This is a genomic window from Flexivirga alba (genome assembly GCF_042661025.1).
Classification (GTDB): Bacteria; Actinomycetota; Actinomycetes; order Actinomycetales; family Dermatophilaceae; genus Flexivirga; species Flexivirga alba.
The window spans coordinates 4,589,157-4,613,719 of the sequence record NZ_JBHSWH010000001.1 but is presented as its reverse complement, the minus strand read 5'-3'; the positions used below and the strand labels follow the sequence as shown (position 1 = coordinate 4,613,719).

At 67.5% G+C, this 24,563-nt stretch carries 21 protein-coding genes and 1 pseudogene; 15 read left to right on the top strand and 7 right to left on the bottom strand.

Translation table 11 applies throughout. From position 1 onward, the window contains the following. Positions 1 to 26 precede the first annotated feature (26 nt). Positions 27 to 491 (bottom strand): CpaB family protein, encoded by a 465-nt coding sequence (locus ACFQDH_RS23020; RefSeq protein ID WP_382404692.1) that lies wholly within the window; start codon positions 489 to 491, stop codon positions 27 to 29. A 312-nt stretch (positions 492 to 803) separates the two neighbouring features. On the opposite strand from ACFQDH_RS23020, the gene ACFQDH_RS23015 reads away from it, so the two are divergent. The 3 genes from ACFQDH_RS23015 to ACFQDH_RS23005 all read left to right on the top strand — a co-directional run bounded on the left by ACFQDH_RS23015 (position 804) and on the right by ACFQDH_RS23005 (position 3,266). Continuing rightward, the gene (locus tag ACFQDH_RS23015; RefSeq protein WP_382404691.1) at positions 804 to 1,295 is read left to right on the top strand and encodes a hypothetical protein; all 492 of its coding nucleotides are present in this window, start codon (positions 804 to 806) and stop codon (positions 1,293 to 1,295) included. Next, the gene (locus ACFQDH_RS23010) at positions 1,292 to 2,659 is read left to right on the top strand and encodes a hypothetical protein (RefSeq protein ID WP_382404690.1); all 1,368 of its coding nucleotides are present in this window, start codon (positions 1,292 to 1,294) and stop codon (positions 2,657 to 2,659) included. Before ACFQDH_RS23015 ends, ACFQDH_RS23010 begins: the two co-directional genes overlap by 4 nt. An 85-nt stretch (positions 2,660 to 2,744) precedes the next feature. Beyond that, a complete protein-coding gene (locus tag ACFQDH_RS23005) occupies positions 2,745 to 3,266 on the top strand; it encodes a hypothetical protein (RefSeq protein ID WP_382404689.1) in 522 nt (173 codons plus the stop codon). Here the strand turns inward: ACFQDH_RS23005 and ACFQDH_RS23000 are convergent. Genes ACFQDH_RS23000 through ACFQDH_RS22990 form a run of 3 tightly spaced genes read right to left on the bottom strand, consistent with a single transcriptional unit; the run spans position 3,217 to position 5,140 of the window. Continuing rightward, positions 3,217 to 4,116 carry a hypothetical protein gene (locus ACFQDH_RS23000; RefSeq protein WP_382404688.1) on the bottom strand — a complete coding sequence of 300 codons (900 nt, stop codon included), beginning with the start codon at positions 4,114 to 4,116 and terminating at the stop codon, positions 3,217 to 3,219. The two genes, ACFQDH_RS23005 and ACFQDH_RS23000, sit on opposite strands and share 50 nt — an antisense overlap. Before the next feature lie 5 nt (positions 4,117 to 4,121). Further along, positions 4,122 to 4,781, bottom strand: a complete 660-nt coding sequence (locus tag ACFQDH_RS22995) for a prepilin peptidase (protein WP_382404687.1) — start codon at positions 4,779 to 4,781, stop codon at positions 4,122 to 4,124. Continuing rightward, a complete protein-coding gene (locus tag ACFQDH_RS22990) occupies positions 4,778 to 5,140 on the bottom strand; it encodes a DUF192 domain-containing protein (protein ID WP_382404686.1) in 363 nt (120 codons plus the stop codon). Before ACFQDH_RS22990 ends, ACFQDH_RS22995 begins: the two co-directional genes overlap by 4 nt. Before the next feature lie 185 nt (positions 5,141 to 5,325). Between ACFQDH_RS22990 and ACFQDH_RS22985 the strand changes: the two genes are divergently transcribed. The 3 genes from ACFQDH_RS22985 to purH all read left to right on the top strand — a co-directional run bounded on the left by ACFQDH_RS22985 (position 5,326) and on the right by purH (position 8,906). Next, positions 5,326 to 6,546 carry a cell division protein PerM gene (locus tag ACFQDH_RS22985; protein WP_382404685.1) on the top strand — a complete coding sequence of 407 codons (1,221 nt, stop codon included), beginning with the start codon at positions 5,326 to 5,328 and terminating at the stop codon, positions 6,544 to 6,546. Positions 6,547 to 6,573: 27 nt separating this feature from the next. After that, a complete protein-coding gene (gene purN, locus ACFQDH_RS22980; protein WP_382404684.1) occupies positions 6,574 to 7,191 on the top strand; it encodes a phosphoribosylglycinamide formyltransferase in 618 nt (205 codons plus the stop codon). A 107-nt stretch (positions 7,192 to 7,298) separates the two neighbouring features. After that, positions 7,299 to 8,906: a bifunctional phosphoribosylaminoimidazolecarboxamide formyltransferase/IMP cyclohydrolase gene (gene purH, locus ACFQDH_RS22975; RefSeq protein WP_382404683.1), complete on the top strand. Its 1,608-nt coding sequence runs from the start codon at positions 7,299 to 7,301 to the stop codon at positions 8,904 to 8,906. Positions 8,907 to 8,997: 91 nt separating this feature from the next. Here purH and ACFQDH_RS22970 read toward each other — a convergent pair whose 3' ends face one another. Then, positions 8,998 to 9,426 carry a cyclic nucleotide-binding domain-containing protein gene (locus ACFQDH_RS22970; protein WP_382404682.1) on the bottom strand — a complete coding sequence of 143 codons (429 nt, stop codon included), beginning with the start codon at positions 9,424 to 9,426 and terminating at the stop codon, positions 8,998 to 9,000. 140 nt (positions 9,427 to 9,566) lie between these two features. Between ACFQDH_RS22970 and ACFQDH_RS22965 the strand changes: the two genes are divergently transcribed. From ACFQDH_RS22965 to ACFQDH_RS22930, 8 genes and pseudogenes are all read left to right on the top strand, one after another. Then, a complete protein-coding gene (locus ACFQDH_RS22965; protein ID WP_382404681.1) occupies positions 9,567 to 10,325 on the top strand; it encodes an adenylate/guanylate cyclase domain-containing protein in 759 nt (252 codons plus the stop codon). Continuing rightward, positions 10,220 to 10,627: pseudogene (locus ACFQDH_RS22960) on the top strand (ATP-binding protein); the annotation flags it as partial. The gene ACFQDH_RS22965 and the pseudogene ACFQDH_RS22960, both read left to right, overlap by 106 nt. A gap of 23 nt (positions 10,628 to 10,650) precedes the next feature. Next, positions 10,651 to 12,642: a hypothetical protein gene (locus ACFQDH_RS22955; RefSeq protein ID WP_382404951.1), complete on the top strand. Its 1,992-nt coding sequence runs from the start codon at positions 10,651 to 10,653 to the stop codon at positions 12,640 to 12,642. A gap of 39 nt (positions 12,643 to 12,681) precedes the next feature. Beyond that, positions 12,682 to 15,747 carry an adenylate/guanylate cyclase domain-containing protein gene (locus tag ACFQDH_RS22950; protein WP_382404680.1) on the top strand — a complete coding sequence of 1,022 codons (3,066 nt, stop codon included), beginning with the start codon at positions 12,682 to 12,684 and terminating at the stop codon, positions 15,745 to 15,747. 108 nt (positions 15,748 to 15,855) lie between these two features. Next, on the top strand, positions 15,856 to 18,966 hold the full coding sequence (locus ACFQDH_RS22945; RefSeq protein WP_382404679.1) for an adenylate/guanylate cyclase domain-containing protein: 3,111 nt from the start codon (positions 15,856 to 15,858) through the stop codon (positions 18,964 to 18,966). A gap of 127 nt (positions 18,967 to 19,093) precedes the next feature. Further along, positions 19,094 to 19,498 carry a secondary thiamine-phosphate synthase enzyme YjbQ gene (locus ACFQDH_RS22940; protein ID WP_382404678.1) on the top strand — a complete coding sequence of 135 codons (405 nt, stop codon included), beginning with the start codon at positions 19,094 to 19,096 and terminating at the stop codon, positions 19,496 to 19,498. A gap of 47 nt (positions 19,499 to 19,545) precedes the next feature. Beyond that, positions 19,546 to 20,406 carry a bifunctional methylenetetrahydrofolate dehydrogenase/methenyltetrahydrofolate cyclohydrolase gene (locus ACFQDH_RS22935; RefSeq protein ID WP_382404677.1) on the top strand — a complete coding sequence of 287 codons (861 nt, stop codon included), beginning with the start codon at positions 19,546 to 19,548 and terminating at the stop codon, positions 20,404 to 20,406. After that, on the top strand, positions 20,403 to 20,678 hold the full coding sequence (locus ACFQDH_RS22930) for a DUF3017 domain-containing protein (protein ID WP_382404676.1): 276 nt from the start codon (positions 20,403 to 20,405) through the stop codon (positions 20,676 to 20,678). Before ACFQDH_RS22935 ends, ACFQDH_RS22930 begins: the two co-directional genes overlap by 4 nt. A gap of 142 nt (positions 20,679 to 20,820) precedes the next feature. On the opposite strand, the gene ACFQDH_RS22925 is transcribed toward ACFQDH_RS22930, so the two are convergent. Continuing rightward, positions 20,821 to 21,315, bottom strand: a complete 495-nt coding sequence (locus tag ACFQDH_RS22925) for a hypothetical protein (RefSeq protein WP_382404675.1) — start codon at positions 21,313 to 21,315, stop codon at positions 20,821 to 20,823. Positions 21,316 to 22,176: 861 nt separating this feature from the next. Beyond that, positions 22,177 to 23,163 carry a malate dehydrogenase gene (locus tag ACFQDH_RS22920; protein WP_382404674.1) on the bottom strand — a complete coding sequence of 329 codons (987 nt, stop codon included), beginning with the start codon at positions 23,161 to 23,163 and terminating at the stop codon, positions 22,177 to 22,179. A gap of 173 nt (positions 23,164 to 23,336) precedes the next feature. Between ACFQDH_RS22920 and ACFQDH_RS22915 the strand changes: the two genes are divergently transcribed. Then, a complete protein-coding gene (locus ACFQDH_RS22915) occupies positions 23,337 to 24,554 on the top strand; it encodes an NADP-dependent isocitrate dehydrogenase (protein WP_382404673.1) in 1,218 nt (405 codons plus the stop codon). Positions 24,555 to 24,563: the final 9 nt, after the last annotated feature.

The window sequence follows — 24,563 nt, the reverse complement described above, 5'->3', positions numbered from 1 at the left end:
CGAATTCTGTTGTGTCTGCGGGGTACTCACCGCGACGACCTTGACGTTGTGCACGAGCACCCGCACTTGTTTGGACAGGCCCTCCACGTCCGAGTAGACCGCGTAGGCGTCGACGGAGTCACCGGCGCGCAGACCGCTCGCACCCCCGTCACGGCATCGACCTTGATGGTGATGAAGCGCTCGTGTTGCGTCTGGTCGGTCGGTGCGACCAGCACGTCGGGGGTCAGCGTCGACCCGGCCGACACTCGGACGGCGAGCTTGTGACCGACCACCTCAGTCGAGTCGGTGATCGCATTCGGATCGACCCATCGCTTCGGCACCTCGACGGTCTTGAGATCGCCCTGTTGGATCACCGCGAACGCCGACCGGGAGTTCTTCAGGGCCAGCACGGCCACTTTCGAACCGACCTGGGTGTTGACCTTGCTGACGTATGACGAGACCCCGGCGAAGACCGCGATGGCTCCGAGGACCGCAATGATGATCAACACCATGCCCCTGCGTTGGCGCGGGTTCATCGCTGCTGTTTCCCTTCCGACGGGTATGGCCTGCTGACCGGTTGCGGGCGGCGCTTGCTGCGCGTCGTTCCTCGAATATCGATGTGGCAGAGGACAAATCGGTTCCATCGAGCCGACCGACAGTTGAGCGCAGGGTCGCTCGGACACCCGGCCTGTCCCTACAGGGTTCGCCAAGGTGCCCGGTCGCGACAGGGACCCTGGGCCCACATCTGGTCCTACCTGGGCTGGGTCTGCTTTGAGGGTCTCGGACCCATCGGCCCCGGTCGCCCCACCGGAACCATTGCTCGAGTGGCCGGCACAGGTGATCGGCAGCAGGTGGAGGAGATGACGATGGACATTCAGGTGGGGACGGTCTGGAGAGCCGCGGTGATCACCGCAGTCGGCGGCACCGTGGCGGCAGTGTCCGGCGCGTTGATGGCCGGTGCTGAGAACGACGTGGGTCGTGGCTACGTGATGCGTGTCGTCGTGTTCTCAGTCGTGGTGCTCGCGGCCGTGGTCATCCTGGCCGGCCGCAGCGTGCGACTCGGGCAGCGCCATACCTTCGCGGGCTCGGTGATGGTCGGCTCGGCGATCGGGTTCGTGATCAATCCGGCGGCTTGGGGAGGCCACGCTTATATCGCCCAGGCGATGTTCGGCTCTGGCGTGCTCGCGGCTGTCGTCGACGTGCTCCTGTTGCTGGTCCTCGCCGGCGTGCTGACCGTCACGCTCGGCGCACGACTGGTGCGTCCGGAACACAGTCGCTCGATCCGCGAGAACAGCTATGTGGGGACGCAATCATGAAGCGCTGGAGGAGAATTCGTGGCGAGCGGGGGCAGGCAACCCTGGAAACCACGGGCATGCTCGCGCTCGCTGCTCTCCTGGTGCTGGCGCTTGTCGCCTCACTGACGACCGGTGCGCCGGCGCTCGCGAGCCAAGCTCGGGCCGCGATCTGCAAGGTCGTGACGCTGGGGCAGGGGAGCTGTCAGGCGAGCAGTCCGGCGGCGATCTCGCACCAGCCGAAGGACGCGTGTGTCGTGAGCTCGCAAGCCGCCGACGCCAAGGTCTCGGTGAGCTTCGTGGTGACCGGTAGCGAGGGCCAGAAGTACCAGGTCGAGCGGATGAGCGACGGGACCTACCGCATCACCAACGCCACCTCCGGCGGCGCCTCGATCGGGGTGGGTGTCGGCTTCGACGTGACCGGGACCTGGGACGGCAACAAGTACGGCGCGAGCGCAAGTGCCAACGCCCACGTCGGACTCGAATTCACCCAGGGCAAGGTCTACACGGCCCACTCGCGGGCTGAGCTCGAGAAGATCATGAAGGGCGTCCTGCAGAGCAGCGTCGAGGACCACATGGTCGGGCGCGGGCCGATCCGCTGGCTGACCGACAAGGCGCTGGACCTCACCGGACTCAAGAACGACCTGCCGCCGTCCAGCTCGGAATTCATCGAAGGCGGCATCGAAGGTGGTGCTGCCGCGAACGTGACGGCCGTCGCCGACGGTGCGGCTGCCAAGATCAGCGTCGCTGAAGGACTGGGCTATCAGAAGAACAACGACGGCTCGACGGTCGCCTACTACCAGGCGGAGGTGAAGGGCAGCGCGCAGGCGCAGCTGCTGTATGGCGACAACGCGCCGCAGCAGGCGAAGGCGGCTGCCGACGGGAAGACCAAGCTGCTGACCCAGGTGACGCGTGACAAGAACGGCAAGGTCACCGGCGTAACGGTCAAGACGATCATGGCGGGCACGGCGAACGCGACCGAAAACGGTTACGGCGGAGGCAAACCCGACGCGGCGGGCTACCAGGAGAACACGATCACGCTGCCGATCAAGAACCCGCAGGATGCCGCGGTCGCGAACAACTTCCTGCTGTCGCAGGGCCTCGCACTCGGTGGCTCGATGATTTATCCGCCTGCTGCGGCAGTTGCCGCGGCGGCAAGTGTTCCGGCCACGCTGGGTTTCGCCGACGCGGCAAGGGACCACGGTTACGTCACCCGGCAGAACTTCACCGAGGACAGTCACAGCTACGGTGCGGACTTCGACGCGAAGCTGCTGGCCAAGGTCGGCGGGTCGGTCGAGGTCAACACCAGCAACCTCACCTCGACAGGTGGGCAGTACTGGGACGGCACGCAATTCGCGGACTGGCCAGGTTGCGGTGGCGGCGCCTGAGCTGATCATCGCAAGGAGTGCGGCGGGTAGCTTGGACCAAGCTGCCGGCCGCACTCCGGTGCACGGGAAAAGGTGAGTGGTCGCGATGACCGGACGAGCGAGTGGGCTGCTGGGATCGCTGTGGTGGCTCTTCGCCATCGCCGCGGTCTTCTTCGTAGGGCTGTCCGGCTTCGGCGTATTGCGTTACGCCACAATCGATCCGGCATACACCGCAGTCCGTGATGTGACGTCGTTCAGCACACCGGTGACGAACGCCCGCCCGACGCTCTACCTGCTGCTCCCGGACAAGGTCGCCGACCCGCTGCCGGCGAACGAGCCGCAGTGTCGGTCCGCGGCCGGACAGCACTGGTACAGCACGGATCTGGGCGGTGTCTCGGTGAGGCGCGGAGGCACGAGCTACTCCAGCGTGCTGCAGTTGCCGAAGGGTTGGCGCACGGGTGACCGCATCACCTGCACGGGGGTGACCGGGCCGGCACTGTTGGTCGCGCAGGACAAGCAACCGGCACTGATCATGGCCGGTGTCGGTGCGGTGGCAGCGGTGCTGGCCGTAGGTTTCGCTATCGCGGGTTTCGCGGTGCGGCCACGACGCCGTCGGGTTGGGTCGTAGGACGCGGGAGTTGGAAGGCCCGGTCCACCGGCGCGACGCCGGGGACCGCGACAGACATCCAGTGGTCCAACCGCGGCGGTGTCAGATGGCAGAACGCGCACTGCCCCCAGATCGGATCACCACAGGTCGGGCACCTGCCCTCCGGCGGCGGCAACCGCAGGTGCCGGGCCTCGGGGGTGACGACATACTCCATGGCCCGATCGGTGCCCCACCGCGCAGCCATCCGATGCGATGTCCCCAGCACCTCCGGCTGTTGGGTTGCGTATGCCGTGCGCAGCGTGTTCGCGCACCGGCTGTTCGGCGCGCTGCTGGTTCGGAGCAAACGGGAAGCGTCGCCGGGCACGGGGCCGAGGCGTCGGCGGACGCCGACCGTGGGCTGGAGCGTGACGAATTGCCCGCGGGAGAACGGTATCCATGACCGGAGGTGCTGCCCGAAGGTCGGGCTGGGCGACTCGAGTTTGGCGAGGCTCTTGAGCCAGACCCCGGCATACGAACCGGCGACATGTGCGCGCACCGCCGCGATGAACTGCGCCCGTTGACCGAGCAGCGGCGCGCAGTCGCGGATCGCCGCCTGGATGCCGGTGACATGGGTCGGCAGGTTCACGACGGCGACCTGCGGGCTTTGCTCCGGCAGCAACTCGTCGAGTTGGGTGCCCCGGCCGATGCGCGGATTGCGCTCCAGCTCCGGCACGAAGATGACGGCGTTCGCCGTGACGCCGTGGCTGCGGAAGAGCTCGTTGGCCCAGGTGGGTGACGCCGGATCGGTCACGGTGACGACCGAGGCATCGCCGGTCGGACCGAAACCACCGCGCGCGATCACTCCGAGGATCGGGGCAGCATGCTGGTTCATGGCACCTATGACGCGAGAAGTGCGATCACGGTGCCACCGATCATGAATGGGCCGAAAGCGATGTAGGTGTGCCGTGTCGCTCGGCGGGCGATCAGCAGCCCGGCGGCCCACAATCCGCCGAGGATGAAGCCGATCAACGTGCCGCTCAGCACGTCGGACCAGGAGAACCAGCCGAGCAGGATGCCCAGGCCGACGGCGAGCTTGACGTCACCGAGTCCGAGGCCGGCGCCACCGCGGGAGATCAGGAGCAACATCAGGTATGCCGCGCCGAGCGCCATACCTGCCAGCACCGCCCGCAACAGGGCGAACCAGTGACCCGTCGAGACGCTCGCCACCGCGGCGATGACCGCTGCAGCAGGCGCCAGGGGAAAGGTCAGGGCGTCCGGCAGCCGATGCACGTCGAGATCGATCGCTGTCAGCGCGGTGAGCACCGGCAGGCAGGCGCAATAGGCGAAAGCGACGCCGGCGTTGTGCGACTCGGCGAGGGCACGCCCGACGAGCAGTGCGGCCAGCGGTAGAACGATGAGCAACCACGGGTGATGTCGCATCGGGGTATCGAGCTCGTCATCACGGCGATGTGCCGCCGTGCGCAGCTTGCGCCGCAGAAGTATGGCGACAGGTATCGCGATGCAACCGGCGATGACGCCGACCAGCCAGGGATTCATTCGTATTGGACGGCGAGTCGGTCACCGGGTTCCACGCCCCAGGAGGCGAGTGCCCCGGCCGCAGCCTCGACGGTCACTGCGGCGCGCAGCCGTGGCCGCGTCATACCGAGCCAGGGGCGCAGCGTGGCGACGCGCAGCACGGTGCCTTCCTTGTCGAGCACCGCCACGTCGATCGGGTAGCGCATGCCGACCATGTGCACGGACGGGCAGCGGGTCAGCCACAGTGCTCCGGCGACCTCGTCGGTGCCGAGCAGGCCCTTGCGGCGGGTCCGCGCGTTGTCGGCGACGGCGCAGGCGCCGACCGGCAGGCCGTTGCGCAGCAGTCGGTGCGGTCCGGGTCCAAATGTCCTGGTCCCCACAGGTTCCCCTCTCCCTTGCAACCAATGGGTGCTCATCGAGATTAGTCGCCACGCGGCGGAAGTGGGTGGGTCCGGGGCCCGGCCTTGGTTGTGACAGGAACCACCGTTCACGGCTGCGCCGATCTGCGGGATACCGGCGAGTCGGCACGACGCGGGCCGCCGCTGCGGCGACCATTACTAGCGACATGAGCCTCATTGATCGCGTTCGCACCAGCTTGCCGTCCTCCCTCGCCCCCTCCGACGGGCCCCGGGACTGGCGCCAGCTGTCCATCGCGGCCGGGTATGGCGCGGTCGGCGCGGTCACGCTCGGACTGCTCCTCATCGCACCGGTCATGGTCGCGTGGGCCGCCGACCCGCAGAGCACGACGTCCTGGACCGACGCGCTGAGCTTCAGCGGCGACGGCTGGGCGCTGGCGCATCGTGGGCATGTGTCCGTCGCGGTCGGTGCGGCACATTCGGTCACCTTCGCGCCGCTGGTGCTGACCGCGCTTGCCGTGGTGTTCGCCCGGATGGCGGCCAAGGCGATGCTGACCCACCTGTCCGATCGGTCGGGCGCGTGGTGGGAAGGCCCAGCGTCATACATCGTCGGGTATGTCGTGGCCGGCCTGCTCATCACCGGATTTTCGATCACCGGGCCGGCGCATCCCAACCTGCTCACGGTCTTCCCGGGTGCTCTGGTCGTCGGTTTCGCAGGGTGTCTGTGGGCGCTGCTGCGCAGTGACGAGCCGGTTGCGGCACATGCGAAGGCCTTTGTGGACCAACGGATCTCGTTGTCGACGCGCCGCGCACTGCGCCCGGCGACCGAGGGCGTGCTCGGCTACCTGGGAGTCGGCCTGGTGCTGGTGTTGCTGCTCCTGGTGACGCATGCGTCCCAGATCGGCGACCTCAACGGACAGCTACGGCCCGGGCTGCTCGGCGGCCTCGTGCTCTGGGCCGGTCAACTGGCGGCGCTGCCCAACCTGCTCGTCTGGTCGGCCGGCTGGACCACCGGGGCGTCGATGCACATCGGCGCGGTGAGCGTCGGCAGCACGTCTGTCCACGGTGGCCTGCTGCCGATGATCCCGGTGCTCGGCGCAGTGCCCGAAGCAGGTGCACTCCCGGCCGGCACGAGTCTGGCGCCGCTGGTGCCCGTGCTGCTCGGAGCGTTCGTCGGCTACCGGTCCCTTGGCAAGCTGACAACCTACGCATCGCTGAAGACCAAGGCCATCACCGCTGCACAGGCCGCCGGGATGACCGCCGCGATAGTGCTGCTGCTCAGCTGGCTGTCCACCGCCGGCGTGAGCGGTGGTTCGCTGGACTACATCGGCCCGTCGCTGCTGATCGTGCCGCTGGTCGTGGTCGAGCTGCTGCTGGGAGCGCTGCTCGCGACGCTCTTCCTGCACTGGAAGCGCGCGCTGCGCCACTGAGCCCGATGGTGCGCTAGCGTGCGGGCCGTGGTCGACACCCAGCCCGTGCCCATCGTCGTGCTCGTTTCCGGCTCCGGAACCCTGCTGCAGGCGTTGCTCGACGCCGCGCAAGACCCTGCGTACGGCGTCCGCATCGCCGCCGTCGGAGCAGATCGCCCGAACATCGAAGGTCTGGCTCGCGCCGAACGGGCCGGAGTGCCGACGTTCGTGTGCCGGGTCAAGGACCACTCCGATCGAGCCGCCTGGGACGAAGCGCTCACCGAGCAGGTGGCGACATACGCGCCAGCGATGGTGATCTCCGCCGGCTTCCTGAAGATCGTGGGGGAGCGCTTCCTGGAGTCGTTCGGCGGCCGTTACCTCAACAGCCACAACGCTCTGTTGCCGAGCTTTCCCGGCATACACGGCCCGCGTGATGCGCTGGAGTATGGCGTGAAGGTTGCAGGCGCAACGCTTTTCGTCGTCGATGCCGGCGTCGACACTGGCGCGATCGTGGCGCAGTGCGTCGTGCCGGTGCAGGACGACGACACGGTCGACGCGTTGACCGAGCGGATCAAGGAGGCCGAGCGGCCCCAACTGGTCGAGTGGGTCGGCCGTATGGCGCGGGACGGCTTCTCCATCAACGGGCGTCGCGTGCGCGTCGGCTAAACTAGCCCCACACGACTGGCGCAGGTGGGTAACCACCAGGGAGTGGAGTCGCGCGTATCGCCCGCCTGGGTCCGCGCATCTACTGATCAACCCTTGCGAGGAGAGTCATGTCCGATCAAGCAGGTCGTCGTCGCATCAAGCGCGCACTCATCTCCGTCTACGACAAAACGGGCCTGGAAGAGCTGGCCCGTGGTCTGCACGACGCAGGCGTCGAGCTCGTCTCGACCGGCGGCTCAGCGGCCCTCATCGAGAAGGCAGGCATCCCGGTGACCAAGGTCGAGGACCTCACCGGCTTCCCGGAGTGTCTCGACGGCCGGGTCAAGACGCTGCACCCGAAGGTGCACGCCGGCATTCTGGCCGACACCCGCCTGCCCGAACACCTCTCGCAACTGGACGAACTCGGCGTTGCGCCGTTCGAGCTGGTCGTCTCCAACCTCTACCCGTTCCGCGCGACCGTCGCTTCGGGCGCGACGCCGGACGAGTGCATCGAGCAGATCGACATCGGCGGGCCGTCGATGGTGCGGGCTGCCGCCAAGAACCACCCGAGCGTTGCGATCGTCACTTCCCCCGCGTCATACGCCGCGACACTCGAGGCGCTCGCCGCCGGCGGATTCACCCTGGACGAGCGAAAGCTGCTGGCAGCACAGGCTTTCCAGCACACTGCCGACTACGACAACACCGTCGCCAACTGGATGAGCAACGTGTATGTCGACACCAGCGACGGCACCGGCTTCCCCAACTGGTCCGGCGCGACCTTCGACAAGGCCCAGGACCTGCGGTATGGCGAGAACCCCCACCAGGGTGCCGCGCTCTACCGCCACTGGCGGGCAGGTGTCGCTTCGGCGGAGCAGCTCTTCGGCAAGGCGATGTCCTACAACAACTACGTCGACACGGATGCCGCCGTACGTGCGGCATACGACCACGGCGACCAGCCGACGGTCGCCGTCATCAAGCATGCGAATCCCTGTGGCATCGCAGTGGGTTCGGACATCGCCGACGCCCACCGCAAGGCGCACGCCTGCGACCCGATGTCGGCGTTCGGTGGCGTGATCGCTACCAACCGACCGGTGACCGTCGAGATGGCCGAGACGGTCAAGGACATCTTCACCGAGGTCGTCATCGCTCCCGACTTCGAGCCTGGTGTGGTCGACATTCTCAGCAAGCGCAAGGCGATTCGACTGCTCAAGCTGCCTGCCGAGGCCGCGCAGCACCGCGACCCGGTGGAGATCCGGCCGATCAGCGGCGGCATGCTGATGCAGCGCATTGACCAGGTCGACGCGGTCGTCAAGGACGAGGACGGCAACGTCACCGGCGGTGACGACTCTGCCAACTGGCGCCTGGTCTCCGGTGAAGCAGCGGACGAGGCGGCCCTCGCCGACCTGCAGTTCGCCTGGCGCGCCATCCGTGCGGTGAAGTCCAACGCGATCCTGCTCGCATCCGGCGGTGCCTCCGTCGGTGTCGGCATGGGTCAGGTCAACCGGGTCGACTCCTGCCACCTCGCGGTCAACCGGGCCGGCGAAAAGCGCGCCCGCGGATCCGTTGCCGCCTCGGACGCGTTCTTCCCGTTCCCGGACGGGCTCCAGGTGCTCATCGACGCGGGCGTGAAAGCCGTTGTCGCACCTGGCGGTTCGATGCGGGACCAGTCGGTGATCGACGCGGCGAACGAAGCCGGCATCACCATGTACTTCACCGGCACTCGGCATTTTGCTCATTGACATGGACTCGCCCGCCGAGTGACGCGCTAAACGCCGAGTGACGCACCTGCAAGTGCGTCACTCGGCGCCAAATACGTCAGTCGGCGGCTCCCTACTCCTTGTGTGTCGCGGCCTCGACCTTGCGCAGGCGGGCGACGAGCGTCTTCAGCAGGGCGGCCGCGATATCGCCGTCGCCACGGACGAGCGGCATGAAGGCCATCGGAGAGAGCGCAAACGTCTCGACACCCTCCGGGCCGGCGGTGATCGTTGCCGACCGGGCGGCGCCGTCGATCATGGACAGCTCGCCGACGTAGTCGCCGACACCGATCTGACCTCGCGCTTCGCCGTTCACGACGACGTTCGCGGAACCTTGCAGCACGACCCGCAGGCCACTGTCCTTCGCCCCTTCGGTGATCACGTTGGACCCCGGGCCGCTGCGGAAATTCGACCCGCTTTCGGCGATCTGCGCGATCGCCGCCGGGCTGAGACCGGAGAACAGGTCGATGCCCGCGAGGATCTGCTTCAACTGGGCGCTTGCCATGAATGAACCCCTTGAGAAATGAACGATGCACACCCGTGCGGTAACCGAGCCAACTTATCAGCGCAGCGCCCGCTTCGCCGGTGAGATTCGCCGACCGACACTTTCCTAAGTTCGTCGGTGCGGCGAGGTAAGTTCGCATCGTGACGACGTGTGCTCGGTGTGGTGCGGAGCTGACTGCCGGGGCGCGGTTCTGCTCGTCCTGCGGGGCTGCCGCGGGGCAGGGCGCGCTCCAGGCGCCGGTGCGCAAGCACGTGGTCATTCTGTTCTGCGACATCGTCGGCTCGACGACCCTCGGCGAGTTCGCCGATCCGGAGGCGTTGCGGGAGCGGCTGGGTCGCTACTTCCAGGCCGTCTCGAAGGTCATCTGGGAGCACGGCGGCACGGTCGAGAAGTTCATCGGCGACGCGGTCATGGCGGTCTTCGGTGTCCCGAGCTCCCGTGAGGACGACGCGATTCGGGCGGTGCGTTCAGCGAGCGCCATACACGAGGCTGTTGCGGGTTTGTCTGCCGGTGGCCACCACGAGATCGGTAAGGAACTGCACGTCCGCATCGGCGTCAACTCTGGCGAGGTCTTCGTGGCGCACCAGCCCGACGGACAGTTCTCGGTCACGGGCGACGCCGTCAACACCGCGCAGCGCTTGAGGCTGCCGCCGGCACCGACGAAACCTATGTCGGTGACACCGTCGCCGAGCTGGTCCGTGACGAGGTCGTGCTCGATGAAGTCGGCGAGATCCTGCACAAGGGCCGCACCGTGCCACAGCGGGTCTTTCAGGTCGCGTCCGACCAGAACCGCGTGCTCGCGGTCCGTGAACCCGCCTTCGTCGGCCGCGAGGTCGAGCTGGCCGACCTCGCAACGCTCGCCGACCGGTCGGCGGCCCGCAAGCAGGGCTGGCTGCTGACGTATGTCGGGGACGCCGGCATCGGCAAGTCACGACTGGTCCGGCAGTTCGCCACCGGCCGTCGCGACCGACTGCGAGTGGTGGCCGGCGGTTGCGACGCGATGAGCACCGGTGCGTTCACACCACTTGCCGGCTGGTTGAGCAACCTCGCCGACGACTGGCAGGCGTATGTCGGTGAGTTGCTCGCAGACGATGCGACGCCCGTGCTCCAAAGGCTCCGGTCAGCGGTCGGTATGTCGGACGCGCAGACCTCGACCGAGGATGTCGTCTGGGCGGTCCACGCCGTGCTCGCGGCGATGTGCGAGACCTCGCCGGTGGCGTCGGTGTGGGACGACCTGCACTGGGCAACCCCGCTCAACTGGACTTCATCGGCAAGCTCGCCGCGGCGAGTCGAGCGCTGCCGGTGCTCACGATCTGCCTGGCTCGACCGGAGCTCTTCGACGTGGACGCGGACTGGGGCGGCGGCCGCAAGGCGCGAGTCGAGGACGTCGAGCCGCTGGACTACAACGAAATGCTGGCAGTGGCCGCGGAGCGGATCGCGTTGCAGGGCGGGGACGTTGCCTTCACCGCCGAGGATCTGGTCGACCGCGCCGACGGCAACCCGCAGGTCGTGCAGCTTCTTGCGCAGTCGGCGGCCGCCGGCGGCGCACTGCCCGCGTCGGTCACCCAGCTCTACGAAGCCGCACTCGACCGGTTGAGTGCCGACGAGCGCTCCATGGTCGAGTCCGCGGCCGTCTATGGCCGCCGGTTCCCGGCTGCGCCGGTAGGTGCCGTCGCCGAGGTGTCCGATCCGCTGGCGGTGCTCGACCGGCTGCGCGAGCGCAACGTTCTGGAGGTTGCCGGCGATCGCGGCTACCGCTTCACCCAGACCGTCTTCATGCAGACCGCCTACCGCACGATGTCCAAACGCACTCGCATCACACGGCATTCGGCGCTCGCCGACTGGGTGGCCGAGCACCGCGATGCCCTGCACACCGACACCGTCGCGCTCGTTGCGTCGCATCGCAAGCGCGCCTTCGACCTCCTGGAGGAGATCGAAGGTTCACCCGCAGAGCGAACCGCACTGCGGGCCATGGCGGCAGACGCAGCGCTCGAGTCGCTGCTGGCGATGCAGCTGCGCGGTGACCCGGGCCTGCCGGACGCTGTCGAGCGGCTGCTCGACGTCGCGCCGCCAGGGGATGCCCGGCACTTCGAGGTCGCCCATGCCGGGTGGTTCCTGCGCAACAAGGTCGAACCGAAGCGGTGGATCGGCTGGTTGGACCGACTCGACATCGCGCTGGAGGCCGATCCCACCTGGCAGATCATCCGGCGTGCCCCTCGCGACCTGGCGGCCGTCCGCAGCGGCGACGTGAGTTTCGACCACGTGCGCGCCGAGGCCGTGGAGATCCTGGGTCGGCTCGACGGCACCGATGGGGTCGACCCGCTTGCGATCGACATCGTCTCGAACGTCCTCGCGCACTCGGAGGCCGACCTCGGCAACCTCGCCGCCTGCCACCGGACCTGCGTCGCCGGCATCGCCCGCGCGCAACGCGACGGCCGGACCTACAACGAGCGGATGTGGCGCAACTTCGACATACAGGCGGCGTATGCCGGGCTGACCCCGCTGGCCGAGGTCATCGCGGACGCCCGAAAGCTGCAGGACATGGTGTCCGGACAACGACAGTTGTGGCGGACCACGACCGCGGTGCTCGCCGGTGCGTTGGCGGGGGCCGGTGACTTCGATGAAGCGCGGTCGCTGTGGGAGCAGGTGGTGGCAGCTCACGCCGAAGAGCCGCCGGCGGAGCGTGCTTTCGACCTGCAGCACTATCCGCACCTCTTGCTCGCGGAGGGCCGGCCGCAGGACTCGGCGCGTTATCTGTCCGAGCGGGCCGCCGAGGTCGAGCTGCCCAGTTTCGCGGCCAGCCTCCTCGGCTCCGCGGCGCGGGATGCGATCTTCGCCGGTGACCTCGCGTTCGCCGTCGAGTGTTGTCGCAAGCTGGTGATGGTCGAGTTGCCGTCGACCATGGCGTTCCTGGAGGACGTCAACGAAGCCTTCATGGTCGCCGTGCAGTGCGCACTGCGCGGGGACCGGGTCGGGGCACTGCACCAGATCGAGCTCAGCGCCCGGGTGGACCGGCCGGAGGAGAGCCCGGTCAGTGCCGCCTACATGCATGCCATGATCGCGATCGTCGAGCAGTTGCTCGGCGACGAGGCCGCCTCGCGGGCGGCCGCCGATCGTGCCAGGGCTGCGCTGACTGCCAAGGGCGCGACCGCGCTGGTGCCGCAGGTCGACACCTGGGTCGCGAATGCCGACAAGCTGCGTGCCATCGCGGCGTGATCAGGGGAAAGGGCGTGCTCACGTGACAACGTGTGCTCGATGCGGGGCGGAGTTACCGGGGAGGCCCGCTTCTGCTTGTCGTGCGGCGCTGCGGTGGCGCAGGGAGGGTTGCAGGCGCCGGTGCGCAAGCACGTCGTGATCCTGTTCTGCGACATCGTCGGGTCGACGACCCTGGGAGAGGCGGCTGACCCGGAATCGCTGCGGGAGAGGCTTGCTCGATACTTCGAGGCGGTCTCGAAGGCGATCTGGGAGCAGGGCGGCACGGTCGAGAAGTTCATCGGTGACGCGGTCATGGCGGTCTTCGGCGTCCCGAGCACGCGCGAGGACGACGCCGCCCGAGCGGTACGGGCCGCGAGCGGCATACACGAGGCGGTTGCGGGTCTGTCGGCGCAGTTCGAGCAGGAGATCGGCGTCGGACTGCACGTCCGGATCGGCGTCAACTCCGGCGAGGTGTTCGTCACCCACCAGCCGGACGGGCAGTTCTCGGTCACCGGCGATGCGGTCAATACGGCGCAGCGCCTGGAGGCTGCTGCGGGCACCGACGAGACGTATGTCGGTGACACCGTCGCCGAGCTGGTCCGTGACGAGATCGTGCTCGATGACATGGGCGAGATCCTGCACAAGGGCAAAACCGTTCCGCAGCAGGTGTTTCGGGTCGCGACGGACCAAGGCCGGATACTTGAAGTGCGCGAACCGGAGTTCGTCGGGCGCGACGGGGAGCTCGCCGACCTGACCGCACTCGCCGACCGATCCGACCAACGCAAGGAAGGCTGGCTGCTCACGTATGTCGGCGACGCCGGCATCGGCAAGTCCCGGCTGATCCGACACTTTGTGCAAGGCCGCGGCGATCGGCTGCGGGTCGTCGTCGGTGGTTGCGATGCGATGAATTCCGGTGCGTTCGCACCTCTTTCGAGCTGGCTGGGCAGCCTCGGCAGTGACTGGGAGGCGTATGTCGAGCAGCTTCTCGGGGACGAGTCGGCCGCAGTGTTGCAGCGTCTCCGGTCCGCGGTCGGCCGTTCCGACGCGCAGACCTCGGTTGAGGACGTCGTGTGGGCGGTGCAAGAGGTACTCACCGCGATGTGTGCGGCCTCCCCGGTGGTGTCGGTGTGGGACGACCTGCACTGGGCGACCGCTGCGCAACTGGACTTCATCGGCCGAACGGCAGAGGTGAGTCGCGGACTGCCGGTGCTGACGATCTGTCTCGGCCGCCCCGAGCTCTTCGACGTCGACGCCCGTTGGGGCGGCGGTCGGAAGTCGCGCGTCGAGGACGTCGTGCCGCTCGACGAAGATGACCTGCGTGCGATCGCGGCCGAGGCGATCTCGTTGCAGAACAAGGAGATCGACGTCACTGCTGACGAACTTGTCGCGCGTGCCGACGGCAACCCGCAGGTCGTGCAGTTGCTGGCGCAGTCGGCCGCGGCGGGTGAGGGCCTGCCCGCTTCGGTGACCCAGCTCTATGAGGCGGCGCTCGACCGACTCAGCACGGACGAGCGTTCGCTGATCGAGGTCGCTGCCGTCTACGGGCGTCGCTTCCCGCTCGCGCCGGTGGCGGAGATCGCGAGCGTCGAGGACCCGGCTGCGGTCATCGGACGGCTGCGCGGCCGGAACGTGCTCGAGGTAGCCGGTGATGGTGACTATCGCTTCGCCCAGGCGGTCTTCTTGCAAACTGCATATCGCACGATGCCGAAACGTACTCGTATCACTCGGCATTCGGCCCTTGCAGACTGGATAGACGAACACCGCGTCGAAGTCACCGCTGACCCGGTTGCGCTGGTTGCGTCGCACCGGCGCCGCGCCTACGAGTTGCTGCAGGAGGTCGGTGGTCCGGCTGATGAGCGGCAGTCGTTGCAGGAGTCAGCGGCCGCATCGGCGACCGAGTTGCTGCGGGCGCAGCAACTGCGTGGTGACCCTGGCATGCGGGACACCATGGACGCGGTGCTGGACCTGCTGCAGGCCGGCGATGCGAGACACTTCGAGATCGCCTACTCCGTTGTGCTTGCCCGAAACAGTGGCGCTGCAGCGGACCGCTGGCACGGCTGGATCGACCGCATCGACGCAGCCATGGAGCACGACGAGGGCTGGCAGGTCGTGCGGTCCGCCCCGCGCAGCCTCGTCGCGATCCGCCATGGCGGACTCTCCTTGGCAGAAGCCCGGGAGGCGGCGTCGGCGATGGTGAGTCGGCTCGCGACGACACGAGAAGCCGATGGTTTCGCGATGGAACTCGCCGCGACCTACCTCTCGCAGGTTGAGGCGGATCTCGGCAACCTGCGGGTCTGCCACGAGCTTTCTGTTGAGCGCATGCGTGCGAGTGAGCTTCGGGCGCGAACGGTGCCGCAGCGGGTCTGGCTCAATTTCGACCTGCAGATCTCCTACTCGGCCAACGCACCGTTCGATGAGGTCATCAATGATGCCCGGCGGTTACAGGTCGTGGTCTCCGGACACCGTGGGCTGTGGGGCAACACCACGGCAGTGCTGGCGGTGGCGTTGGCCTGCAGTGGACAGGTGGAGGAGGGTCGACGGCAGTGGGCCTTGCACTCTCGTGCGTTCGACGGAGTGGACCGGTGGCTCAGGTCGTACGACCTGCAACACTTCCAGCTGACGCTCGGGGCCGACGGCAGCCCGTCGGCCGCTGCTGATTACGCGGCCGAACTCGCCTCGCAGGTAGCAGCGGTGGGAAATCTGAGCTTTGCAGTGTCGTTGTTCGCTTCCGCAGCCCGGTGGGCGCTGTTCGCCGGCGACCTCGTCGAGGCCCGGCAGCATGTCGACAACGCACTGGTGGTCGACCTACCCGAGACGTTCGACTGGCTCCGCGCCGACGCGCAGGCATTCACCGCGGCGGTTGGTCACGCCCTGGACGACGACCGCGCCGCCGCTTTCGAGCAGATCGAGGTCGGCTCGCGGGTGGAGCGGCCGGAAGAGGGCTTGGTCGCTGCGGGATTCATTCAGGTCATCACTGCGATCGTGGAGCACCTGCTCGGCGACGAAACGGCCTGTCGGGCAGCGGTCGAAGCGGCCAAGGACGCGTTCGACCGCAAGGGAGCGACGGCGCTGCGCGACCAAGTCGACACCTGGGTCGGCAACGCCGACAAGCTCCGTGCGGGCTGAGGTCTCGATCCGCTCCTTCGTCGCTACCCTTCGATACGCCCTCCGCAAGCTCCGGGCTATTCAGGACGACGCTCGACCCGCAGTCAGGGTCTGGAAGAATGGCGCATCGTGATCACTTGTTGGCGTTGCGGATTCGAGTCGCCGGTCGGGACGAAGTTCTGTCCCAACTGCGGCGCGGCGCTCGCACAGGGCGGTCTGCAGGCGCCGGTGCGCAAGCACGTGGTCATCCTTTTCGTCGACATCGTCGGATCCACCAGCCTGGGTGAGTCGCTCGATCCCGAGGCGTTGCGCGCCAGTCTCGCTCGCTATTTCGACGCTGTGTCCCGCGTCGTCTGGAAGTACGGCGGCACCGTCGAGAAGTTCATCGGCGACGCGGTCATGGCGGTCTTCGGCGTCCCGGCCACCCGTGAGGACGATGCGCTGCGGGCCGTGGCGGCCGCGACCGACATACATCTGGCGATGCGCGACCTGTCCAAGCGCATGCAGGCTCGTCTCGGGCAACGACTGCGGGTGCGGGTCGGCATCAATTCCGGTGAAGTCTTCGTGACACACCAGCCGGACGGGCAGTTCTCCGTGACCGGGGACGCCGTCAACGTGGCCGCTCGGTTGGAGGCCGCGGCCGGTCCCGATGAGACCTACGTCGGCGACACCGTTGCCGCATTGGTCGGCTCGGAGGTGTCCCTGGATTTCGTGGGGCCGATCACCCATCGCGGCAAGACCGAGCCGCAGGACGTCTACAAGGTGGCCGACGGCGACGGTCGGTCCGGTGAGATCCGGCGCACCCCGTTCGTCGGCCGCGAGGACGAACTGCGTGACCTCAATGGGATAGCCGGCCGGTCACAACGCCTCGGGCAAGGGTGGTTCGTCACGTATGTCGGCGAGCCCGGCATCGGCAAGAACCGCATGGTGTCTCACCTGCTCGAAGAGCGGGACGGTTTGCGGGTGCTGCGTGGGACGGCGCAACCGCTCGGCACCGACGGTAACTACGGCCCGCTCAACAAGCTGCTGTCGAGCATCGGCGAAGACTGGTCCGAGACCGTCACCAAGATGTTCGATGAGCGCACGGCGACGGCGATCATCCGGCGGCTGGAGTCCGCGACCGCTCGATCGGAAGAGAGCACCTCGACCGACGACATCGTGTGGGCGGTCCGCAAGGTGCTGTCCCGTCTCGCGCTCGGCGGACCAATCGCGGTGTGGTGGAAGGATATTCACTGGGCGAGCGAGCCGATGCTCGACCTGATCGAGCAGCTGGTCGAGCCGCTGCTGACCTATCCCGTTCTGACCATCTGCACGACGCGCCCGGAGTTGTTCGAGCGGCGGCCGATGTGGGGCGGCGGGCAACAGTCCCGTGTCGAGCCGGTCGATCCACTGAGTGCGGACGAGTTGCGCGAGATGGCCGCCGAGCGGATGCCCGAACTCGAAACAGTCGCAGCCGAGTCCGGCCGCTCGGTCGAGGTCACGCTCGATGCCCTGATCCGCCGGAGCGACGGCAACCCGCAGGTCTTCGAGGTGCTGGTCGACTCGATGTGCGACGGCGAGGAGTTGCCGGTCTCGGTGCACACCCTCTTCGAGGCGACGCTGGACCGACTCACTCCGATGGAGCGGGCGTTCTGTGAGGTCGGGTCGATCCTCGGGCGCGAGTTCTACGCCGAGGCGGTCGGGCCGGTCCGCACCGCGCATCCCGACCCGGAGGACGACGGCGACGACGTGGCGCATCGGCTGCGCCAGTTGAACATCCTGGAGCTCGGAGACCAGGACAACTCCGGTTTCACCCGCTACCAGTTCGCGCAGTCGATGCTGATGGAGACCGCCTACCGCACCCAGGCGCGTCAGGTCCGCTCGGAGCGGCACCTGCGGGCGGCTGACTGGATCGCCGCACACGCCGAGGAGTTGCAGGGCTCCCAGCGGCGCGCGATCGCCGAGCACGTCCGCCAGGCGTATGCCGAGATCTCGGTCGTGTCGTCCGACACTTCGCTCATCGAGAGCGTGCGTGACCGGGCGGCGCAGGCGTCCTTCGACGCTGCCGAGGAGCTCGACCTGCGCGGCGAGCCGGGCGCACGTGCGGCATACCTCGACCTTGTCCCGCTGTATGCCGATCGCGATCCGCGACTGCACGACGTCGCGCACCGCGCGTTCATGCGCTCGGATCACATGGACTTCCACCAGGTCGAGGAGGTCGTGCAGCTCTTCGACAAAAAGCTCGACGAAGCACCGGCGTGGCTCGTCCACCGGGAGGGGATGCTGCTGGCCGGTCGACTGCAGACCGCCGCGACCCTTCCCTTGGAAGGCATTGCCGTCGCCACCGAACTCGTCGGTGCCGCAACGGGTTTCGACATACCATCGGTCGCCCTCGATGTCGGCTGGGCACGAGTGATCGCCTACGGCCTGGCGGGTCGTATGACGGAAGGGCTCGGCGAGGTCAGCCGTCTCACGACGCTTGCCGAGCAGACCGAGGACCGTCCGGTGCGCCGACGGCTCACCGCCGCGCGGGTCGAATACGGCATGTGGAGCGACGAGTCGGTCAGCCTGGTGCTGGAGGACGTCGACCAGGCGATCGCGGCGAGCGCTGCGCAGCACGACCGCGTGCTGAGTCTGTTGCCGCTTCGGGTCTGGCTGCGCGCCATGCAGGGCGACCGGGCAGGTGCGACGGCCGACTGGGAACGGGTCGAAGAGCTGTCCAGCGGCCCGGACTATCTGGCGGGCGAGACGGATCGGTGGGCGATGGCGCTCTACAGTTTCGGCGATGCCGCAGCGGCCGCCGGCGCGTTGCAGGAGGCACTCCCCCTCGTAGCACGGATGGCGCAACTCGACAACAGCATGTGGATCGTCCGGCTGTTGCTGCGCACCGGTGACCTCGACGCCGCACTCGAGGCGTTCGACGGCGACCCGGAGGCGCCGACCCTCGAGGATGATGGCTACGCGCCCGGGCTGCGCGAGTCCGTCGCCGCCCAACTGCTGGCGGCGACCGGCAACGCTGAGCTGGCGCTGCGCCGCGTGCGCGAGGCCCGTGAGGCGACGGCCGGTATGTCGATGCCCATCACGCTCGCCGAGCAGGCCGTCGACGAGGCCGTTACGTTGTTGCTGGTCGGCGACCGGTCCGGGGCGGAGACAGCAGCCGATCGTGCACGAAAAGCCTATCAGCGCAAGGGAACTCAGATCATGGCCGATCACGTCGATGACTGGCTGGGCGCCGCCGAGAAGCTCAAGGTGGCCCAGTAGGGCAACAAGGTGGCCGAGGAGGGTGGAGGAGCGAAGCGGGGGAACCCGTCTCGAGGTCCCGACATCTAAGGTGGCCGAGGAGCGACGAAGGAGCGTCTCGAGGTCCCGACAGGAGAGAATGACCGACATGCGCACCGAGACCCGCCAATTCCACACCGGCACAACGGAAACCGTCCTCGACATCACCCGCGAGTGCGAGCAGTTCGCCGCCGGCAGGCCGGACGGTCTGTTCCATGTCTTCGTGCCACACGCGACGGCCGGGATCGCGATCATTGAGACCGGCGCAGGCAGCGACGACGACCTGCTCGCGGCCCTGCGCGACCTGTTGCCCGCCGACGACCGGTGGCAGCACGCGCACGGCAGCCGCGGTCACGGTCGGTCACACGTGATGCCGGCGCTCGTCCCGCCATACGCGACGGTGCCGGTGATCGACGGTCGCCTCGCACTCGGCACCTGGCAGAGCATCTGCCTGGTCGACCTCAACGTCGACAACCCGGACCGGCGGGTGCGGTTCAGCCTGATCCCCGGCTGAGCGGCAGCGTCCGACGCCCGCGTGTGGGCGCGTGAAAAGATGCGAGCGTGACGGCAACTCTCCTGGACGGCAAGGCCACCCTCGCGACCATCAAGAACGAGCTGCGTGCCCGCGTCGCGGCCCTCGCCGAACGCGGGGTCATCCCCGGGCTCGGCACGGTTCTCGTCGGCGACGACCCCGCCTCACAGTGGTACGTCGGCGCGAAGCACAAGGACTGCGCGAGTATCGGGATCACCTCGATCCGACGCGACCTGCCCGCGTCGGCCACCCAGGCCGAGGTCGAGGCAGTCGTCGATGAACTCAATGCCGACCCGACGTGCACCGGGTTCCTGGTGCAGCAGCCGACCGGTTTGGACGAATTCGCTTTGCTGTCAAGGGTTTCCCCGGACAAAGACGTCGATGGCCTGCACCCGGTCAACCTCGGCAAGCTGGTGCTGGGGGAGACCGGCCCGCTGCCGTGCACCCCGATCGGGGTCATCGAGTTGCTGCGCCGGTATGACGTGAACCTGAACGGCGCCGAGGTCGTCGTCGTCGGCCGCGGGCTGACCGTCGGCCGGCCGCTCGGGTTGCTGCTGACCCGCCGCAGCGAGAACTCCACGACGACGTTGTGCCACACGGGCACTCGTGACTTGGCTGCGCACACGCGCGTTGCCGACGTGATCATCGCTGCCGCCGGCGTGCCGGGGCTGATCACCGCAGACATGGTGAAGCCGGGCGCAGCTGTGCTGGACGTCGGAGTCTCCCGGGTCGACGGAAAGATCGCCGGGGACGTCGCACCCGACGTCGCGGAGGTCGCCGGCCATCTCACGCCCAACCCCGGTGGCGTCGGCCCGATGACCCGCGCGATGTTACTGACCAACGTCGTGACCGCGGCCGAGCGACAGGCGCAGCTCGCGGAGCGGGTGTGAACAAATTCCCGCTCGGACCGCTGTGGTGGTTCGTCATCCTCGGAAGTGTGCTCGGGTTGGTCGTGCTGTCTACCGGTCCGGTCCGCGGGGGCGGCTACCTCCTTGCGGCGGTGCTCGCCGTCGCCGGCTTGGCGCGGCTCATCCTGCCGGAGCGGCTGCTGGGCGCGCTCGTCATACGTTCCAGAGGTGTAGACGGCGCCGCGTTCCTGATCCTCGCGATCCTCGTCGGCGTAATCTTCAGCATCGTGAAACTCACGCCGCTCCCCGGCTGACACCTTCGCATACATAGCCGGCGACGGTCGCTGACTGGGTGAGGGGTTCGGCCCGTATCGCGTGCATAACCGGCGACGGTCGCTGGCTGAATGGGGGATTCGGCCGGCTTTGCCGACATTACCGGCGACGGTCGCTGGTTGCTCAGCCGAAGTGTCGCTGCCAGTCGTCGCGGATCCGGATTCCGGGGCCGCCGGCGGAGACGATCTTGTCGGCGATGCGAACCAGGACCCGGCGTGGTTCGACATACATGGACGTCGACGTGATGATGACGAATCTCCAGCCCATCGCTTCCAAATCTTCGCGCCGAAGGATGTCCTTCTCCCACTGGCCGACGCGCTCGATGTGGTGACGCCCGTCGAACTCCACCGCGACCTTCCACTCGGGGAATGCCAGGTCGAGCTCGCGGATCCGGCCGGTGGAACCGTCCTCGACCAGGTAGTTGATTTCCGGCTCGGGGAGGCCACCACCGTGCATGAGCAGCCGCAATCGACTTTCGTTCGGGGAGCGGACATTGGACCGGACCATCGCGGCAACCTCACGGGCATGCTGAGCTCCGTGGGCGGACTTCTCGGCGACGAACTGGCGAAGGTATGCCGGACTACACGGTGAGTTGCGGACCAACGAGTCGCCGAACACCAGAAGGTCGATGAACTCCAGCGGGCGGGCCAGATCGAGGAATGTCTGGCCCGGCGTCGTCGCGAGAACCCCTTGTACACAACGAGATCCGGGTCATGCTTGTAGAAGCGCAGGCGGATCCCGTTCGGCGTGCAGCTATGCCGGACGCGGATCCCGAAGTGCAGGTTTGAAGCTAGCGGCGTGATGCCGCCGTAAAGGCGCCCCGCGCTGTGCTCGGCAGCAAACTGTGCGCTCGGCACCGCCCGCAGACCGAATTTCAGCAGCTCGGGGTATGACGGGTTCGCACCCACCCGGACATATCCGCCGCGGAAGAGTTGGCGGTAGGCATCGCCTGAGAGGTCGCGCCTTCGGAGGCCGGCGGCATACGCCTCTTGAGCGGTGAAAAGGTCGGGCAACGACCTCGCGTTCGGCCAGTCGATCGGTTCGGCGGACGTCATACCCAACCGTCGCAGCGTTTGCGATCGATCCGCAGAAGTTATCCACAGCCGACCGGAGGTCCCGGTATCGGCTGCCCGTACGTAACCGGCGACGGTCGCTGGTTGGGCGCAGAAGCCGGCTGGTTTCGCGTACTTAACCGGCGACGGTCGCCGGTTGGGGAGCGGGAGCAGAAATCGCCCGGCCGCCCGTACATAACCGGCGACGGTCGCTGCCTGGGTGAGCGGCTGGGCTGGTTCTGCGTCTATAACCGGCGACGGTCGCTGCCTCGGTGAGCGGTTGGGCTGGTTCTGCGTCTATAACCGGCGACGGTCGCTGGCTGGGTGGGCAGGTCGCGCCCAGGCTGATGTCCTGACGTTCCCCGACGTACGAAAGCGGGCGCCGGTCCGAAGACCAGCGCCCGCTTCGTTGTCAGCGAACGGAACCTCAGATGAGGCCGAGCTCCTTGACGGTGTCGCGCTCGCCCTGCAGCTCCTTGGCCGAGGCGTCGATCTTGCCGCGCGAGAAGTCGTCGATCTCGAGGCCCTGGACGATGCTCCACTTGCCGTCGGCGACGGTCACCGGGAACGAGCTGATGATGCCCTCCGGGACGCCGTACGAGCCGTCGGACAGAACCGACATGGACACCCAGCCACCGTTGGTGCCCAGCTGCCAGTCACGGGCGTGGTCGATGGTCGCGGCCGCTGCCGAGGCCGCCGACGAGGCGCCACGTGCGTCGATGATCGCGGCGCCGCGCTTGGCGACCGTCGGGATGTAGGTGTTCTCGATCCAGTCCTGGTCGTTGATCGCCTCGGCCGCGGACTTGCCACCGACCTGTGCGTGGAACAGGTCGGGGTACTGCGTCGCGGAGTGGTTGCCCCAGATCGACATCTGAGTGATGTCAGTGGTTTTCACACCAAGCTTGGCTGCCAGCTGCGCGAGGGCCCGGTTGTGGTCCAGGCGGGTCAGCGCGGTGAAGCGCTCGTTCGGGATGTCGGGGGCGTTGCTCATGGCGATCAGCGCGTTGGTGTTGGCCGGGTTGCCAGTCACTGTCACCTTGATGTCGTCAGCGGCGACCTTGTTGAGAGCCTTGCCCTGCGGACCGAAGATGCCGCCGTTGTCCTTGAGCAAGTCACCGCGCTCCATGCCGGGGCCACGCGGCTTGGCGCCGACGAGGAGAGCGTGGTTGACACCGTCGAAGACCTTCTCGGCGTCGTCGCCGATCTGGACGCCGGCCAGCAGCGGGAAAGCGCTGTCGTCCAGCTCCATGACGACGCCCTCGAGGGCCTTGAGCGCCGGAGTGACCTCCAGCAGGCGGAGTTCGACCGGGGTGTCCGGGCCGAAGAGGTCACCTGCGGCGATGCGGAAAAGCAGGCTGTAACCGATGTTGCCGGCGGCGCCGGTGACGGCGACCTTGACGGGCGAAGCGCTCACGAGAACTCCCTATATGGGCGAGGATGATCTTTCTCGTATGACGCTAGCAGCGCCGACGACAGGCCTGGCACCGAGGTCTTGTCGTGGCCCGGCTAGCCTGGTATGGCGCGCGAGCGCCACGACCACCCGGCGCATATCAGCCGGTACCACCCAGCAAGGAGCCAGAAGCAGGCATGGAGAAGATCAAGGTCACGAACCCGATCGTCGAACTCGACGGTGACGAGATGACCCGCATCATCTGGCAGTTCATCAAGGACCGGTTGATCCACCCCTACCTCGACGTCGACCTGAAGTATTTCGACCTCGGCATTGAGAGCCGCGACGCCACCGACGACCAGATCACGATCGACGCGGCCAACGCGATCAAGGAGCACGGCGTCGGCGTCAAGTGCGCGACGATCACGCCGGACGAGGCGCGAGTCGAGGAGTTCGGCCTCAAGGAGATGTGGAAGAGCCCCAACGGCACGATCCGCAACATCCTGGGCGGCGTGATCTTCCGCGAGCCGATCATCATCTCCAATGTGCCGCGCCTGGTGCCGGGCTGGACCAAGCCGATCATCATCGGCCGCCACGCCCACGCCGACCAATACAAGGCACAGAACTTCAAGGTGCCCGGCGCCGGCAAGGTGACCATCACCTACACGCCTGCTGACGGTGGCGAGCCCGAGGTGCACGAGGTCGCCGAGTATGGCGACGACGGCGGCGTCGCGATGGGCATGTACAACTTCAACGACTCGATCAGGGACTTCGCGCGCGCATCGCTCAACTACGCGCTGCAGCGCAAGGTGCCCTGCTACCTGTCCACCAAGAACACCATCCTCAAGGCGTATGACGGCCAGTTCAAGGACATCTTCGCCAAGATCTTCGAGGACGAGTTCAAGGAGCAGTACGAAGCTGCCGGCATCACCTACGAGCACCGACTGATCGACGACATGGTCGCCGCGTCGCTGAAGTGGGAGGGCGGCTACCTCTGGGCCTGCAAGAACTACGACGGTGACGTCCAGTCCGACACTGTCGCACAGGGATTCGGCTCGCTCGGCCTGATGACCTCGGTGCTGATGACCCCGGACGGCAAGACCGTCGAGGCCGAGGCCGCGCACGGCACGGTCACCCGTCACTACCGCCAGCACCAGCAGGGCAAGGCGACGTCGACCAACCCGATCGCGTCGATCTTCGCCTGGACCCGAGGCATCGCGCACCGCGGCAAGATCGACGAGACCCCCGAGGTCACGCAGTTCGCCGAGACGCTCGAGCGTGTGTGTATCGAGACCGTCGAGGGCGGCCAGATGACCAAGGACCTCGCGATGCTGGTCGGCCCGGACCAGGCCTATCTGACCACCGAGGAGTTCCTCGCCGCGATCGACGAGAACCTCCAGAAGGCCATGGCCTGAGCTCTCTGC